Source organism: Paenibacillus sp. 19GGS1-52, from assembly GCF_022369515.1.
GTDB lineage: Bacteria > Bacillota > Bacilli > Paenibacillales > Paenibacillaceae > Paenibacillus_AQ.
Genome location: NZ_CP059724.1, coordinates 1,534,198 through 1,550,640 on the forward strand (window position 1 = coordinate 1,534,198; position 16,443 = coordinate 1,550,640).

At 46.1% G+C, this 16,443-nt stretch carries 13 protein-coding genes; 12 read left to right on the forward strand and 1 reads right to left on the reverse strand.

Features of this window, described 5'->3' with window-relative positions; all coding sequences use genetic code 11:
• Nucleotides 1-37 precede the first annotated feature (37 nt).
• The 4 genes from H1230_RS07260 to H1230_RS07275 all read left to right on the forward strand — a co-directional run bounded on the left by H1230_RS07260 (nucleotide 38) and on the right by H1230_RS07275 (nucleotide 5,556).
• Entirely contained in the window at nucleotides 38-754 is a 717-nt protein-coding gene (locus H1230_RS07260; RefSeq protein WP_239714855.1) for a response regulator transcription factor, read from the forward strand.
• The gene (locus tag H1230_RS07265) at nucleotides 741-2,081 is read left to right on the forward strand and encodes a sensor histidine kinase (RefSeq protein ID WP_239714856.1); all 1,341 of its coding nucleotides are present in this window, start codon (nucleotides 741-743) and stop codon (nucleotides 2,079-2,081) included. Before H1230_RS07260 ends, H1230_RS07265 begins: the two co-directional genes overlap by 14 nt.
• 168 nt (nucleotides 2,082-2,249) lie before the next feature.
• Nucleotides 2,250-4,604 (forward strand): YcdB/YcdC domain-containing protein, encoded by a 2,355-nt coding sequence (locus H1230_RS07270; protein WP_239714857.1) that lies wholly within the window; start codon nucleotides 2,250-2,252, stop codon nucleotides 4,602-4,604.
• Nucleotides 4,605-4,713: 109 nt separating this feature from the next.
• On the forward strand, nucleotides 4,714-5,556 hold the full coding sequence (locus tag H1230_RS07275) for a methyl-accepting chemotaxis protein (RefSeq protein ID WP_239714858.1): 843 nt from the start codon (nucleotides 4,714-4,716) through the stop codon (nucleotides 5,554-5,556).
• Between the two features lie 65 nt (nucleotides 5,557-5,621).
• Here the strand turns inward: H1230_RS07275 and H1230_RS07280 are convergent, their stop codons facing one another.
• Nucleotides 5,622-6,446, reverse strand: coding sequence for a TerC family protein (locus H1230_RS07280; RefSeq protein ID WP_239714859.1), 825 nt, complete (start codon nucleotides 6,444-6,446; stop codon nucleotides 5,622-5,624).
• A gap of 738 nt (nucleotides 6,447-7,184) precedes the next feature.
• On the opposite strand from H1230_RS07280, the gene nifB reads away from it, so the two are divergent.
• From nifB to H1230_RS07320, 8 genes are all read left to right on the forward strand, one after another.
• Nucleotides 7,185-8,564 (forward strand): nitrogenase cofactor biosynthesis protein NifB, encoded by a 1,380-nt coding sequence (nifB, locus tag H1230_RS07285; protein ID WP_239714860.1) that lies wholly within the window; start codon nucleotides 7,185-7,187, stop codon nucleotides 8,562-8,564.
• A 5-nt stretch (nucleotides 8,565-8,569) separates the two neighbouring features.
• Nucleotides 8,570-9,436, forward strand: coding sequence for a nitrogenase iron protein (gene nifH, locus H1230_RS07290; protein WP_239714861.1), 867 nt, complete (start codon nucleotides 8,570-8,572; stop codon nucleotides 9,434-9,436).
• Between the two features lie 130 nt (nucleotides 9,437-9,566).
• Entirely contained in the window at nucleotides 9,567-11,024 is a 1,458-nt protein-coding gene (gene nifD, locus H1230_RS07295) for a nitrogenase molybdenum-iron protein alpha chain (protein WP_154121641.1), read from the forward strand.
• A complete protein-coding gene (gene nifK / locus H1230_RS07300) occupies nucleotides 11,021-12,580 on the forward strand; it encodes a nitrogenase molybdenum-iron protein subunit beta (protein WP_239714862.1) in 1,560 nt (519 codons plus the stop codon). The genes nifD and nifK overlap by 4 nt, the downstream gene beginning before the upstream one ends.
• A gap of 256 nt (nucleotides 12,581-12,836) precedes the next feature.
• Nucleotides 12,837-14,198: a nitrogenase iron-molybdenum cofactor biosynthesis protein NifE gene (nifE, locus tag H1230_RS07305; RefSeq protein ID WP_239714863.1), complete on the forward strand. Its 1,362-nt coding sequence runs from the start codon at nucleotides 12,837-12,839 to the stop codon at nucleotides 14,196-14,198.
• On the forward strand, nucleotides 14,188-15,516 hold the full coding sequence (gene nifN / locus H1230_RS07310; protein WP_239714864.1) for a nitrogenase iron-molybdenum cofactor biosynthesis protein NifN: 1,329 nt from the start codon (nucleotides 14,188-14,190) through the stop codon (nucleotides 15,514-15,516). The genes nifE and nifN overlap by 11 nt, the downstream gene beginning before the upstream one ends.
• On the forward strand, nucleotides 15,491-15,886 hold the full coding sequence (gene nifX / locus H1230_RS07315; RefSeq protein WP_239714865.1) for a nitrogen fixation protein NifX: 396 nt from the start codon (nucleotides 15,491-15,493) through the stop codon (nucleotides 15,884-15,886). The genes nifN and nifX overlap by 26 nt, the downstream gene beginning before the upstream one ends.
• On the forward strand, nucleotides 15,870-16,436 hold the full coding sequence (locus H1230_RS07320) for a DUF269 domain-containing protein (RefSeq protein WP_239714866.1): 567 nt from the start codon (nucleotides 15,870-15,872) through the stop codon (nucleotides 16,434-16,436). The genes nifX and H1230_RS07320 overlap by 17 nt, the downstream gene beginning before the upstream one ends.
• Nucleotides 16,437-16,443 lie beyond the last annotated feature (7 nt).

The window sequence follows — 16,443 nt, forward strand, 5'->3', positions numbered from 1 at the left end:
GAGCTAGTGCTGAGGTCTTTTTTTTATAGTTGAAGGGATGATGAGAGTGAATACGGCGACAATTCTAATTGTGGATGATGAAAATGATATTCTTCAGGTAATCAAGGCTTATCTGGAGAAAAGTAACTATATTGTGTATGAAGCCGATTCGGGAAAAGGGGCGCTGCAGCTCTTTGAGAACCTCCGACCCGATCTGGTGGTGCTTGATTTAATGCTGCCGGATATTTCTGGTGAAGAGGTGTGCCGTGCTATCCGCAAGAAATCCAACATTCCCATTCTTATGCTAACTGCCAAGAGCAGTGAAGATGATATGGTGAATGGTCTGCTAATGGGAGCGGATGATTATATTACGAAGCCCTTTAGTCCGCGCGAACTGCTTGTCCGAGTAATCAGTCTGTTGAGAAGAGCACAGCTGCAGACGGAGCGGGGAGGCGAGAATACAGTGGTCTTCGGTGGTGGACGCTTGAGCATTGATCCAGATCTGCATGAGATTAGGGTGGACGGAGAAGCGGTCTCCTTTACACCGATCGAATTTAAACTGTTGGAGATTCTGTCCAGGCATCCCAAGCGAGCTTTCAGCCGCCTTGAACTAGTCAATCTGATTCAAGGCGATACCTTCGAGGGGTTTGAACGTACGATTGATGTACACATCAAGAATGTTAGGCAAAAGATAGGTGATGATCCCAAACGACCTGTATTTATAGCGACAGTGTTTGGAATTGGCTATAAATTTCAGGTGAATGAAGATGTTTAGAGGCGGACTTCGCAAAAAGCTGCTACTGTCCCATATGAGCATAGCTTTATGCTCACTGCTGATTATCATGCTTCTGGTGAACCTGGTGATGAATATCTCGTTTGGCAAATACATCGAGAACCAACAGAAGACAGAAGCTGGCTATCTACTGGAAGACCTGCAGGCGTCCTATGACCCAGCGAATCCCTGGGCAATGAACACGTTGATGGGGGTTTCTCATCAAGCCATGCAGCGCAATTATAATATCAGCATCTTTGATGCGGATGGCAAGCTGGTTTGGAATGGGGCACAGATGGGCATGTCTATGCCTTCGACAGCAGCAGGAGCTATGGCCAGCTATCCCATAATGAAGGATGGGCTAAGAATCGGAACCTTAGAAATGCGCGGCAATGGCGGGGCTATGCAAATGCAAAACCAGAGTTTCCTGCAAATGTTCAACAGGTTTTCCTGGGGAGCACTTATTCTGGTGCTTGCCGGGGCGTATCTATACAGCAGATTTATTGCCCGCGGTATCAGCCGTCCGCTTATTCAGATCAAGGAGATTGCAGTGCGAATGCGGGAGGGTGATTTATCACAAAGAATTACGCTTACGGAAAGAGAAACAGAAGTGGAAGAAGTGGGCCGGGCGCTTAACTTTCTTGCCGATACCTTACAGCAGCAGGAGAGACTACGGAAGAATCTGACGGCAGATGTAGCCCATGAACTGCGTACTCCATTGACTACCATTCAGAGCCATATCGAAGCTTTTCAGGATGGAGTGTGGGAAGCAACACCCGACAAGCTGCAGGTTTGCCATGATCAAGTGATCCGGCTGGTGCAGCTCATTAGTGATCTGGAGAAATTGAGTGCAGCCGAGAATCCGATGATACAGTTGCGACAGGAGAGTCTTATCCTCAATCATGTGATCCATGATTCTGTGAATTCGGTAGTGGTGCAGTCAGACAAACGGAGCCTGTCGCTGACCGTTCATGAGGATACTGAGGTACATATGACAGGGGATTACGAACGTTTGGTACAGGTGTTTGTGAATTTGCTGAATAATGCCTTCAAATATACCAAGGAAGGTCGGATTGAGGTGTGGATCACCGAAGATCCCTCTGAGATCAAGGTGACCATTACAGATACAGGGCTTGGAATTTCGCCAGAGGAATTGCCGTTTATTTACGAACGCTTTTACCGTGGTGAGAAGTCGCGCAACCGGAAGACTGGTGGAGCGGGAATTGGCCTGGCTATTGTAAAAGCAATTGTGGAAGCACATGGCGGCAAAGTTGCAGTTCAGAGTACTTTAGGCAAAGGTTCAGAATTCAGCGTGTTTTTCCCTAAATGAGGAGAAAGACAGAATATTCATAGATTTAGCCTTCTTTTGTCCCTTTTTAGGACGAAAGTGGGCTTTTTTTGTTAGGTTAGGTAATTTCCTGTCATCAATTAATTATGGAAAAATAATGAAATTATCTTTATAATTAGAAGAATATCAGATTAGAGAGGATGAAATCTTTTGAAGAGCAATAGCACTCATCATATTCATCAGACTACCAGAGCAGCACTTATTACCTCAGTGGCACTTGCCCTGCTTTTACCGGCGGGGTTGGCTGGGGCAAGCTCAAGTACCGCAACATCAGCTGCTACTTTCGTATCATCAACAACAAGTAGTGCGCAAACTACTGCTACAACAGATAAGGCAGATCCGACAAAGGTGAAAATCACGAAGGAAGAAGCAATTGCCAAAGTGAAGGAGCTGTTTCCCGCGCTAAAGGAGGCGACTGCTTCCAGTGTAGAGCTAGGCTCCAGCACCAGCTATCCCCCTTTGCCCAATCAAATGGCCTGGACTATTCAGTGGCAATACCGAGTTGGCAATTCGACATATGGGTTCAGCAGTACAGTGGATGCAAACAACGGAGATCTAATCAATACCTATATCTCCATGCCTTTGCAGGAGAATGCGTCCTATTATCCACCTGAGTTATCACAAGCGCAGGCATTGAAGAAGGTGGAAGCCTTTATTGTCAAAGCAGTCCCATCCATTAAGAGCAGCGACCTGCAGTTGGATGAGACTAGTCTTTATAATATAAATAATGCTGCACTATTTGGGCCGGTTCAATATAATTTCATTTACAAGTTGCTTAAGAATGGTATTCCTTCTGCGGCGGAGGGTCTGCAGGTTACAATAGATGGCAGTGGTAATGTGTTGCAATTCTACAAGATGACAAATGGATTTAATTATCCGGCAGCTAAGCCGACTATGACACAGGCAGAAGCGGACAAGAAGTTCACAGACAGCTTTGAGGTAGCGCTTTATTACATTCCGATTTACAAGAATGGAATGATGAACAATTGGATTATGGGCTGGCGTCCAGTCGAGCAAGCTCTATATTCTGTAGATGCAGTCACTGGAAAAAGGATTGATAATGAAGGGGCCGACTCTACTTCACCAATGACCTATGCCGATGTGCCGCAGAGCAAGAAGGTTTTTCGGTTAAGAAGTACCAGTACAGAACTTTCCGCAGAGGAAGCGGCTAAGTTGGTGGAGCAGGTAGCCTTTATTCCGGCAGGTCGAAAGCTGCTCTCCAAATCGCTAAGTGACGATTACCAGACGCCGGGCAGAAAGATCTGGAGATTGACTTGGTCAGAAGGTAATAATTTCTATGGGGGAACCGCACAATCCACAGCAGAGGTTGATGCGCTAACAGGTCAAATATTAACTTTCCAGGCTGAGCAATTGAACTATCCAGAGGTAACCAAAGCTCAGGCTGCTCCTACGGGAGGCAAGAAGATTACCCAGGCTGAAGCCAAGCTAAAGAGCTTAGAGCTCGTTAATCTTCTATATGACAAGGCAAGCAGTGAGCTGAAGCTTGTCCAGTATGGGGGAGATTGGAACGTAGTGCCGGGCGGAACAGGTTACCGATACCAATTTATTCGTTACTACAAAGGAATCCCTGTCAGTGATGGCAATGTTAATATTACTTTAGATCTTTATGGAAGATTGCAAGATTACAGCATATACCGAAATACAGGTCTTGAGAAGATAGCTCAAGTACCTGCGGATGCAACGGTAACGAAGCAGGAAGCGCTTGCGATTTATAAAAGTCAATATAAAATGCAGCTGCAATATACCCAAATTGGCGGTTTTACTATGAATAATACGTATGCGACACCGTCAGTTAAGCTAACCTATACGCCCGTTCTAATGGATTCAGGGAAGTCTTTAGAGGTGCTGGACGCAGTCACGGGGAAATGGGTATCGTATTATCCTATCATTGCACTTCAGGGGACTCCAATCACCGCGACCGACCTGAAAGGACATTGGGCAGAAAAAGAACTGTCAGAGCTGGTGAAATATAACGTGCTTACGCCTGAGGCTGATGGCAAAGTGAATCCGGAACAGGAAATAACCGTAGGTGATTGGCTTACCATGATTGCAAAAGCCACTACACCGAATTATACAAGCTACTATAATGGTAATGAACGCAAAGCAGTAGCTGGAGTGAATCTGGAGAATCCATATTATGAAGCAGTCAACTTTGCTGCAGAGCACGGTTGGATCAGCAAAGATGTTGTGTTGCAGACAGAGAGCAAGCTTACCCGGGAACAACTTGCTGTTCAGCTGACTTCATTCTTGAAGTACAACAAAATTTCGGCATTCATGGATAAAGATGCAACAGTGAGCCAATTCAGTGATAATGCATCCATAATAAATAAGGGAGCAGTAGCCGTTGCTGTGAAACTGGGGTTGCTGCAGGCTGATAATGGTAAATTTAATCCGCAGCAAATTGTAACAAAAGCACTGGCAGCCTCTGTCATCATGAAGCTAGTGGAACTGCAAGGCAAGACTGATCAGACGATCGGGCAATAATTAGTTTGCACTTTTGGAGAAGCCTGCTTTCCGTCTTTATGGCGGGTAAGCAGGCTTTTTCCCCTTATGTTATAATTGGCACAAATCTTTACAGGGAGTGGTTAGGAAATTGAATAAACAATATGAGAATGAGGTTGAACGGTTATTGGATTCCTTGGGAGTCTCTCTACCTTTAGTGCAGAAGCTGTTTCCGATTGATGTCATGTTCGCATTAGCCAATACGGAAACTTTTATCTATTATCTGCCGGGTAATGAAATAGATATAAAGATTCAAACCGGGATGCCCATTCCACGGAGTGGTGGTATCAGGCAGGCACTGGACAGTGGGGAAAATGTCAGCGCGAATATTCCGAAAGAAATTTATGGCTTGCCCTTTAAATCTTCTTCGTTACCTATAAGAGACGAAGCTGGAGTGGTTATTGGTGTTTTTACCATAGGAATCAGCCTGAAGAATCAGGAAACCTTAAGTTACGCGGCCAATTCTCTGGCGAGAACCTCGGAAGAGATTAATGCAACCTCTGAAGAAATAGCGGTTACTGCGTCTGACTTAGCCAATACGATAAGTGACCTCAAGCGCTTGGGCCAAAATGTTGTACAAGAACTGCGTAAGACTGATGAAATTCTGGATTTTATAAAAAAAGTGGCGGATAACTCCAATTTGCTAGGACTCAATGCTGCTATCGAAGCTGCACATGCCGCCGAGCATGGTCGGGGGTTTGGTGTAGTAGCTCAGGAGATTCGCAAAATGGCAGTCTCCAGTGCGGAATCTGCTAAGGAGATCGCAAGTATCTTGCTTACAATTAAGAACAACATCAACCGCATTGATGAAACTCTATTTGAATGCTTGTCACAAAGCGAGCGCCAGGCCGCATCTACGGAGGAAATATCCGCATCCATGCAGCAACTGTCTGCATCTGCAGTTGAAATTGAGAAGATTGCTCGACTGATATGAATGAAGAAACCGCCCTCTGTTAAAGCTAGAGGGCGGTTTCTTGTGTAATACAAATTTCAGATGCTTTATTTTCCGAGTTGTTTATCCACTTCTTTAATTGGATTCTCTTCGGCATGCTCTTCAACCACTGTGCTGCTCAGGAACCAGCCAAGCGTAGCAATTAGAACGAGTACGACATAGAAAGTGAGTTTCCACCAAGTGCTATGTGCGAATGACTCCGATAGAACGCCTAGTGAAGGGTGAGCTAGAGTAATGACTGTTAGCTTAATGCCGACCCAACCGACGATGAAGAAGGCTGCCAGTTCAAGACCTGGACGGGAATGAAGCAGCTTGACGAAAAAGGAAGCGGCGAACCGCATAATAACCAATCCGATAAATCCACCCGCAAAGATAACAAGGAACTGTCCGCCGTCAAGGCCGCCGATATTAGGAAGTCCACTTGCCGGAAGCGCAACAGCCAGAGCAACAGCTGCCAGAATGGAATCAACAGCAAAGGCGATGTCGGCAACCTCAACCTTCAGTACTGTGAACCAGAAGCTGGATTTCTTTTTGACGACGGCCTGCGTACCACTCTCATTGGCTTCTTCCGTAACTGTCTTCCTGAATATCAGCTTTCGGAAGATATGGTTCAAGGCGATAAATAACAGATAGAGGGCACCGATAGCTTGTACCTGCCAAATATCCACCAGATAAGAGATGATGAAGAGTGAACCGAAACGGAACACAAATGCACCGGCCAATCCGTAAAAGAGAGCTTTCTTTCTTTCCTCATCAGGAAGGTGCTTAACCATAATTGCCAAGACCAATGCGTTATCTGCGGCGAGCAACCCTTCAAGTGCTACAAGAACGAGCAAGACCCATCCGTATTCTAAAAACAATCCCAAATCCATTATTAATTCCTCCCTTTCAAATGTAAATATCTTCAAAAATGAGACTTGTTATACCATTATTTATCAAAACTATATAAAAAAGACCTTTACCAAACAGATTAACCTTTGGAATAAAGGTAACCTGGTTGGTAAAGGTCTCGCTAACAATAACTAATTGCCAATAAAACCGGGGAATATCCTCATACTCCCGTATTGACGGCTTTATTTAACAGCTACTCCCCTTTACGGGATGATATATTAAATTTTATTGAATACGAAATTGATTTAAAACTATCATATACGACTTGAGAATCGTTGTCAACACCTATGAGAACAAATATCATTAGAAAAACATATGTAATGGAAACGGAAACATGATATGTGCAAGTTAGATAAGATGACATGTCATATGACGAAACAGCAAACATAAGGAAAAACAGTACTTTTTAAACGTGATGCTAATTGACGATACCCTTGTTTGAAAATATGATGAAGCTATAAAAGCGAGTTGAACAAGATTGTTGTAAGGAAACATGACATAAGTAAAATTACAAACTTGCAAATGAGTTTTACTACGAAGCAGAATCAAGAAGTGAATGCTCCGTAAAACTTGGATTATGCTTTCGGAGCGAGTTTTACTACGAAGCAGAATCAAGAAGTGAATGCTCCGTAAAACTTGGATTATGCTTTCGAAGCGAGTTTTACTACGAAGCAGAATCAAGAAGTAAATGCTCCGTAAAACTTTAAGGAGGTGGGAAAATGAAGCCGTCGCCGTCGTCGTGTATGTCTAGTGAAGCAGAGGAGGAGCTTAGTCGCCACCCTTGCTACAGCGAGGAAGCACATCGGTTTTTTGCCAGGATGCACATCCCGGTTGCTCCCGCCTGTAACATCCAGTGCAATTACTGTAACCGCAAATTCGACTGTGTGAATGAAAGCAGGCCGGGTGTGGTCAGTGAGGTACTCACTCCGGAACAAGCGGAGCGCAAGGTCAAAGGGGTAGCGGCGCAATTGATGCAGTTGTCAGTGGTTGGTGTTGCCGGACCCGGTGATCCGCTGGCCGATCCGGAAAGAACATTTGATACATTTGAACGTGTGAAGCAGCATGTGCCCGATGTAGCCCTATGTTTAAGTACTAATGGCTTAACAGTGTACCGCCATGTGGATGAAATCGTGAGACTGGGTATCCGCCATGTGACGATCACAATCAACGCTATCGACCCTGATGTCGGCCGTGAGATTTACCCTTGGGTAGTTGATGAGGGTGTGCGGTATGAAGGCAGAGAAGCAGCAGAGCTATTGATAAGCCGCCAGCTTTTGGGTCTTGAGTTGTTAGCCAAGCAGGGTATTCTTGTCAAAGTGAATTCCATTATGATTCCAGGGGTCAACGATCATCATCTTCCCGCAGTGTCCAAAAGAGTAAAAGAGCTCGGGGCCACACTGCACAATGTTACACCGCTAATTATCGCACCAGGCAGCCAGTATGAGAAGGACGGTCGCAAAGCTCCGCGTCCAAAGGAACTGAACAACCTGCAGGAACTGCTCGGTCGTGATGGAATGAAGGTCATGCGCCACTGCCGACAATGTCGAGCCGATGCTATTGGGCTGCTGGGTCAGGATCGCAATCAGGACTTCGGTCTGGATACGATGGAAGCAGATCCAGTCATTAATCATGAAGCTAGAGAATTATTCCAGGTTGATCTGGACACCAAGATTCGCCAGCGTATAACAGCGAAGCAGGCAAGACTTGGCTCCATAGAAGCAGGAACGCAAACGATTAGAGTCGCCGTTGCTACAAGAGGCGGAGACAAGGTCAATCAGCATTTTGGCCACGCCACAGAGTTCATGATTTACGATACCGATGGAGCGGAAGTAAAGCTGCTCGGTGTCCGCAAGATACAGGCTTACTGCCACGGCACAGCCGATTGCAATGGTGACAAGGACGCAACGCTGCAGGAGATTGTTTCGATATTAAAGGATTGCCGCATTCTACTCTGCTCCGGTATTGGTGACGCCCCACGCGCCAGCTTGAATAAAGTCGGAGTATTGCCTCTAGTTCGCAAAGGTGATGTACAGGAAGCCATTCTCGAAAGTGTGAAGTACAGCTCTTATTTTGAAAATATAAACATTTCGAAGGGATGATAACAATGAGACAAATAGCTTTCTACGGTAAAGGCGGTATCGGTAAATCCACAACTTCCCAGAACACTTTAGCTCAATTGGCAACAAAATTCAATCAAAAAATTATGATCGTAGGTTGTGACCCTAAGGCAGACTCCACACGATTGATCTTGAACACTAAGGCTCAGAACTCGGTGCTTCAGCTGGCCGCAGAAATGGGAACCGTTGAGGATCTGGAACTTGAAGATGTACTACAAACAGGTTACGGCGATATTCTAAACGTAGAATGTGGCGGACCAGAACCAGGTGTTGGCTGTGCAGGCCGTGGTATTATCACAGCCATCAACTTCTTGGAACAACAAGGTGCCTATGAAGGACTCGATTTTGTATCTTATGACGTACTAGGCGACGTAGTATGCGGCGGTTTCGCAATGCCAATACGTGAAGGTAAAGCGCAAGAGATCTACATCGTATGTTCCGGTGAAATGATGGCTATGTATGCTGCTAATAATATCGCTCGCGGTATCTTGAAATATGCAACTACGGGTGGCGTTAGACTGGGTGGTCTGATCTGTAACAGCCGTAACACTGACCGTGAAGATGAATTGATCATTGAGCTTGCACGTCGATTGAACACGCAAATGATTCACTTTGTACCTCGTGATAATGTCGTTCAGCATGCGGAACTTCGCAGAATGACAGTAGCTCAATATAGCCCCGAGCATCAACAAGCGAAGGAATACGAAATTCTGGCTGAGAAAATCCTGAACAATAAAATGATGACTATCCCTACTCCTATTACGATGGAAGAGCTGGAAGAACTGCTCATGGAATTCGGTATTATTGAAGACGAAGAAGCTGCACTCAAGAAACTGCAAGCTGCCGGTCAATAATATACATGCCGTATAAGTTGTCCGGTGAACGAGAGTGGAGAGACGGTCGATTCACCGGATGAACTTTGAAGTGACGCAAGTGGCCACGCAGGCGGTGTAACGCCTGCACCATGAGAAGGAGGGTTAATTAATGGGACTGGATATTGAGGCAAATAAAGAGTTAGTCGAAGAAATACTAGAAGCTTATCCCGTGAAGGCACGGAAAGACCGCCAAAAACATTTTCAGGTGAGTACTCAGGAAGCTATAGATTGCGGTACATGCGCCGTAAAATCAAATATTAAATCGCGTCCCGGCGTTATGACGCCACGCGGATGTGCGTATGCAGGATCTAAAGGTGTCGTATGGGGTCCGATTAAGGATATGGTTCATATCAGTCACGGCCCAGTCGGCTGCGGACAATATAGCTGGGGCACACGCCGTAACTTTGCCAACGGTACGCTCGGTATCGACAACTTTACGGCTATGCAAGTCACAAGTGATTTTCAGGAGACGGATATCGTCTTTGGTGGAGATAAGAAGCTTGAAGTGATTATGCGTGAGATTACGGAGATGTTCCCGCTTGCTAAAGGGATATCCGTTCAATCTGAATGTCCTGTCGGTCTGATCGGTGACGATATTGAGGCCGTATCCAAGAAGATGTCCAAAGAGCTCGATATGCCAATCGTTCCGGTACGCTGCGAAGGTTTCCGCGGTGTCAGCCAATCGCTCGGTCACCATATCGCTAATGATGCGATTCGCGATTTCGTAATGGGCCGTGCCGAACTGGCTGAAACGGGTCCATACGATGTTAATATCATCGGCGATTACAATATCGGCGGCGATGCTTGGGCTTCCCGTATTCTGTTGGAAGAAATGGGCCTGCGCATTATTGCTCAGTGGTCCGGTGATGGTTCGCTCAATGAACTGGAAGTTGCCCATAAGGCTAAATTGAATCTGATTCACTGTCATCGTTCCATGAACTACATGGTTGATCATATGGAGAAAGCATACGGTATTCCTTGGATTGAATATAACTTCTTTGGACCTACCAAGACCTATGAAAGTCTCCGGGCTATCGCGGCTCTGTTCGACGAAACGATTCAGGAGAACTGTGAGAAGATGATTGCCAAACACAAACCGGTTATGGATGCCATTATCAATAAATTCAAGCCTCGTCTGGAAAATAAAAAAGTAATGCTGATGATTGGTGGATTGCGTTCCCGCCACACCATCGGAGCTTATGAAGATCTGGGCATGGATATCGTGGCTTCAGGTTATGAATTTGCTCATAAAGATGACTATGAAAAAATGCTTCCTATGTTAAATGAAGGAACGATCGTCATGGATGACCCGACTGCTTATGAGCTGGAAGAGCTCACACAGAGATTGGGTGTTGATTTGGTAGGATCGGGCGTTAAAGAAAAATATGTATACCATAAGATGGGTGTTCCTTTCCGTCAAATGCACTCATGGGATTATAGCGGTCCGTATCATGGATTCGATGGCTTCAAGGTTTTTGCCAAGGACATGGATATGACGGTTAACAGCCCAGTGTGGAATTTGGTGAATAAGAAGGAAAAAATCCAACCAGAGGGGGCGAGCATATGAGTAAGGACAATCTGGACATTAAAGACAATAACAATCTGTTCAAAGAAGAACGCTACGTGCAGCAGCGGGAGAACAAAAAACAGTTTGAAGCGCCTTGCAGTGAGCAGGAAACTGCTGAAGCTCTCGCCTACTCCAAATCTGCTGAGTATATGGAGAAGAATTTCGACCGTAAATCAGTTGTTATTAATCCCCACAAAGCATGCCAACCGCTTGGATCAGTTATGGCAGCACTCGGATTCGAAAAAACACTGCCGTTCGTTCACGGTTCGCAAGGCTGTAATGCTTACTTCCGCAGCCATCTAAGCCGCCATTTTAAAGAGCCTACGCCTTCCGTTTCATCTTCGATGACTGAGGATGCAGCCGTATTCGGCGGTATGACTAACATGATTGATGGCCTTGAAAATAGTATCGCGCTGTACAAACCAGAAATGGTTGCTGTATGTACTACCTGTATGGCCGAGGTTATCGGTGATGACCTGAACTCTTTTATCGGCAACGCCCGTATTAAAGGGGCTATCGCGGAAGATTTCCCAGTGGCTTTCTGCAATACGCCAAGCTTTGTTGGTTCGCATATCACGGGTTATGATGCCATGCTCAAAGGAATTCTGAGCTACTTGTACACCCGCTCTGGCATTCAAGCTACACCAGGTAGTGGCGAAGGAACGGGAGAAAAGCTTAATGTGATGCTGGGATTCGAGCCTTACACCGGAAATTTTGCTGAAATGCGTAAAATATTGAATGCTTTTGATACGGAGTATACTATTCTCGGCGATCATAGCGGCAATTACGATTCGCCGGCAACGGGAGAATACGAGTACTACTATGGTGGTACCAAGCTTGAAGATGTACCATTGGCTGCTAATGCACTGGGTACACTATCGCTGCAAAAGTACACTTTGAAAAAGACGCAGGAATATATTAGCGGAACTTGGAAGCAGGAAATCTCTGCACTATCCACGCCGCTCGGCATCAAAGGAACAGATAAGCTGCTGGAAACCATCAGTGAAATGACAGGTCTTCCTATTCCGGCATCACTCACCGAAGAACGTGGTCGGGTAGTAGATGCACTCATGGATAGCCATCCTTATCTTCACGGTAAAAGAGTTGCGCTTGTAGGTGATCCGGATCTTCTGATCGGTCTGATTGGGTTATGTCTGGAAATCGGCATGGAGCCGGTGCATATCGTATGCTCCAATGGCGAAGTTGATTTCAATGATCAGAAATTCAAGATTGAAGCCGAAGCTCTTCTAGCTTCCAGTCCTTACGGTTCGGAAGCAACTGTTCATATCGGCAAAGACTTGTGGCATATGCGTTCATTGCTGCTCACTGATCCGGTTGATCTGGCTATTGGCAGTTCTCATTTAAAATTTGCCGCTAAAGACGCTGATGTGCCGCTGATTCGTGTAGGGTTCCCAATCTTTGATCGTCATCATATGCACCGGTATCCTATTATCGGCTACCAAGGAACTTTGAATCTGCTGAGTTTAATTGTGAATACCGTCCTGCAACAGTTGGATGATAATAATTCCGGTTTTAACTTTGAACTGGTGCGCTAAGAACAATTAACGAGAATTATTGGAAGTGATTTTTATGAGAAAGTGATGAAAATTACTGAAAGTTTCTGCAATAATATTTTATAATTAGAATAGTATTAATTTGAATAAATGCAATAAATCGTAAGTTACCCGGCGTCTCCTAGTCCCTCGGTTTCCGGCAACGGATATTCTTTAAATCCGGGGACAATGGTAGGCCGGGATTCTTGTAATATTGTATGAAGGAATCATCCACCCTAGCGAAGGAGATGAAGTGCCGATGGAGCCGATTCGAAAAGATGAGATTGATGCGCAAGAATGCGGGAGCGTAACTCCCAAATCCAAGCCATGTCCACGGCCCAAACCTGGAGAGGCAGCCGGAGGCTGCTCCTTCGATGGAGCGCAAATAACATTATTGCCTATAATGGATGCCGCACATCTTGTCCATGGACCTATTGCCTGCGCCGGTAACAGTTGGGAAAGCAGAGGGACTCTTACTAGTGGGCCCTCGCTTTCTCAATATGGCTTCGCTACAGATATGAACGATACCGACATTATTTTTGGCGGTGAGAAGAAACTACGTGATAGCATCAACTATATTGCCGAGCGCTTTGCGCCTCCGGCAATATTTGTATATGCAACTTGTGTAACAGCATTGATCGGTGAGGATATGGACGCTGTATGTAAGGAAGCGGCTGAGCGGCTAGCCATTCCGGTTATTCCGGTGAACAGTCCCGGATTCGTTGGTAGTAAGAACCTTGGGAATCGCTTGGCAGGCGAAGCGTTACTTCAGTACGTTATCGGTACAGGTGAACCTGAGCGGGAGATTTCGCTGGGTGTAAATTTGATAGGTGAATATAATATTGCCGGTGAGATGTGGGATATCGAGAAGCTGATGAATAGCGCAGGCATTACGCTTATGTCTCGTATTACAGGGGATGCAAGATACAAAGAAATCACATGGGCACATCGAGCTAAGGTCAATATGGTGGTCTGTAGCCGCGCTTTGCTTGGTTTGGCTAAAGAAATGGAATCCAGATACAAAATCCCCTACTTTGAGGGTTCGTTTTATGGGGCTAAGGAGACGACTTATTCCTTGCGGCAGATGGCCTTTCTGATGAATGACCGCGAGATGGAGCGGCGGGTGGATCGGCTGACGGAACGCGAAGAAAGCCGTCTGATTCAGGATCTGCGTCCGTATCGCAAGCTGCTGAAAGGCAAAAAGGCAGTGCTTTATACGGGTGGTGTAAAAAGCTGGTCCATTATATCTGCGCTGAAGGAGCTAGGGGTTCAAGTAGTTGGCGTAGGTACGAACAAAAGCACAGAAGATGATGTACGTCGTATTGCTGACCGGGTAGGCGATGATACCGAGTATATTCCCGAAGGGGGAGCCAGTCGGATTATCAAGACGGTACGGGAGCGCAAAGCTGATATTATGATTGCTGGCGGACGTAATATGTATGTTGCGATGAAGGAGCAGATTCCGTTCATTGATATTAATCAGGAAAGACATAAGGCATACGCAGGTTATGAAGGTCTGCTCAGACTTGCTAAGGAACTGACTTATTCACTTGCTAATCCGATCTGGAAGCTGGCCGCAAGTCCGGCGCCTTGGGATAAGGAGGACTCTTATGACCATTAACAAAAGGAAGAAACCGACTTCTGTTAATCCAATTAAGATAGGTCAGTCACTAGGTGCTGTACTGGCGATGCAAGGCTGTTACCGGGCGATGCCGATTGTGCACGGTTCGCAAGGCTGCTCTGCTTTTTCCAAAGCGCTGTTAACCCGGCATTTTCGGGAGCCAATTGCGGTACAAACTTCGGCACTGCAAGAAATGGATGTTATTTTTGATGCGAATCGTAATTTGGAAGAAGCACTGAATACGGTCCTTAGCAAGCATCGCCCAGATATTATCGGCATTATCGGTACTGAACTGACTGATGTAGCTGGAGTAGACTATCAATCGATGTTGAAATCGTATAAACGAGAACGGAATATGCGAGGGGGTCTCGCTTTTTCAGTAACGCTGCCAGATTTTCGCGGTTCACTTGAATCCGGTTTTAGTTCCACGGTAGAAGCGATAATTGATGAGATGATTCAGCAGGTAGGTCCTCGGGGGTCGAGGAATGTGAATACTCGCCAGATTACGCTGCTGCCTGGATCTTTTCTGACACCGGGTGATGTGATGGAATTGAAGGAAATTATCTCAGCCTTTGGCTTTGAGGTTATCGCCGTACCTGATATTTCAACTTCTCTATCCGGTCATTTATTGACTGGGTTTTCCCCACTGACAAGAGGTGGCGTGCCGCTCGATTCGATGCTGCAAAGTTTGCAATCCGGCCTTACCATTGCCATCGGCGGGAGCATGGAGCGTCCGGCAAGAAGATTGCATAACGCGCTCGGTACACCCTACAAGGTATTTCAAGGGGCGATGGGATTAAAGGCTGCAGATGAACTGCTGCATTTCCTGCATCAAATCAGCGGAGAGCCGGTGCCGCTGCGTTACTGTTGGCAACGGGAGAATCTGCTCGATAGTATGCTTGACGCCCATTTTCAATTTGCCGGAATGTCTGCGCTAATTGCCTTGGAACCGGATCATCTCTACTCCGTGTCACATTGGCTGGAAGAGCTGGGTGTTGAGCAGAAGGCGCTGATTACTTCCTATGAAACTCCAGTGGTAGTAGAGATGGAACGGGAGATATGGGTTGGGGATCTCGATGACGCTGAATATCTAGGTAGGGGTGCCGATTTATGGATCGGGAATTCTCATGGGATTAGCGGAGCTGAACGGATTGACGCAGCTTTTATGGCAGCAGGATTCCCGGTCTGGAATGAACTGGGTGCTTATATGTCAACCTCTGTCGGTTATCGGGGCGCAATGGAATGGACGAATAAAGCAGGGAATTTGTTAATGCAAAGGGAGGCTAGGCATCGTGAAAGTAGCATTCGCCACAGATGACGGAATTCGGGTTAACGCTCATTTTGGGCAAAGCCCAATGTTTGCCGTTTACAATGTAAGCAAAAGAGGTGGGGAGCTTGTAGAGTTGCGTAAGCTTCCGGAAATTCAGTACCAGGATGAATCAGGTAAAATTGACAGCCGTCTAGAGGCGGTTGCTGATTGTACACTTATTTTTATTATGCAGATTGGTGCTTCAGCAGCTGCGAAGGTGACACGTCGCAAAATCATGCCAGTTAAGGTGCCCTTAGGCAGTTCGATAGAAGAACAGGTAAAGCGGCTCGTTGAAATGCTGCAAGGCAAACCCCCGATGTGGCTTGCCAAGATACTTCGTGCGGAAGAGGAGGAGGAAGCGGATGGAATCCATGGCTAATGAAGGTGGAATGCTGAACGCGCGGAGTATTCAGGAGGGGACGGCAGTGAAGCGCCGTAGTCGTCCAGCTGAGAAGGAACTGGATCAGAACATGGTGGAAATCTTCGTCCGGCGCTTGTGTAATCTTTTGGATACCACTGATCACTTTGGAAGATATGCCACCCTCTCACCCCAAGAGAAGATTGAGCGTATGTTTCTGGCTTCTAAGGAAGATAAAGTTCAGTCTGATTTCAACTGTGCGGTTTCCCCTAAAGTACGTCTACAAGTACCCGTGTTATTCCAGGCAATAGCTGGAGTTATGGAGGAAAAAAGTGGTGCGCTAATCCAAAGCACAGCTGAGATTAACGGAGAAGGCTTCGGACGTGCGCTAGTATATAGCGGGCGGATTATTCTTGTTCTAAAAAGCTTGCGGGCAGGTTTTCCTTTCCCGTTTACTTCCGAGGATAAGGTCATTCGGTACGGTCTAGCTTGTGTGGAGGAAGGCTTGGCCTTTTTAGATAAATATAAGGATATGACGGCTGTCTACGGTTCGTTTAGCTTAGAAGGGTAAATTCGGA

Coding starts and splice junctions, on each gene's coding strand:
- H1230_RS07260 (WP_239714855.1), top strand. CDS start 38: ATGATGAGAGTGAATACGGCGACAATTCTAATTGTGGATGATGAAAAT.
- H1230_RS07265 (WP_239714856.1), top strand. CDS start 741: ATGAAGATGTTTAGAGGCGGACTTCGCAAAAAGCTGCTACTGTCCCAT.
- H1230_RS07280 (WP_239714859.1), bottom strand. CDS start 6,446: ATGGATTTGGGATTGTTTTTAGAATACGGATGGGTCTTGCTCGTTCTT.
- nifB (WP_239714860.1), top strand. CDS start 7,185: ATGAAGCCGTCGCCGTCGTCGTGTATGTCTAGTGAAGCAGAGGAGGAG.
- nifH (WP_239714861.1), top strand. CDS start 8,570: ATGAGACAAATAGCTTTCTACGGTAAAGGCGGTATCGGTAAATCCACA.
- nifD (WP_154121641.1), top strand. CDS start 9,567: ATGGGACTGGATATTGAGGCAAATAAAGAGTTAGTCGAAGAAATACTA.
- nifK (WP_239714862.1), top strand. CDS start 11,021: ATGAGTAAGGACAATCTGGACATTAAAGACAATAACAATCTGTTCAAA.
- nifE (WP_239714863.1), top strand. CDS start 12,837: ATGGAGCCGATTCGAAAAGATGAGATTGATGCGCAAGAATGCGGGAGC.
- nifN (WP_239714864.1), top strand. CDS start 14,188: ATGACCATTAACAAAAGGAAGAAACCGACTTCTGTTAATCCAATTAAG.
- H1230_RS07320 (WP_239714866.1), top strand. CDS start 15,870: ATGGAATCCATGGCTAATGAAGGTGGAATGCTGAACGCGCGGAGTATT.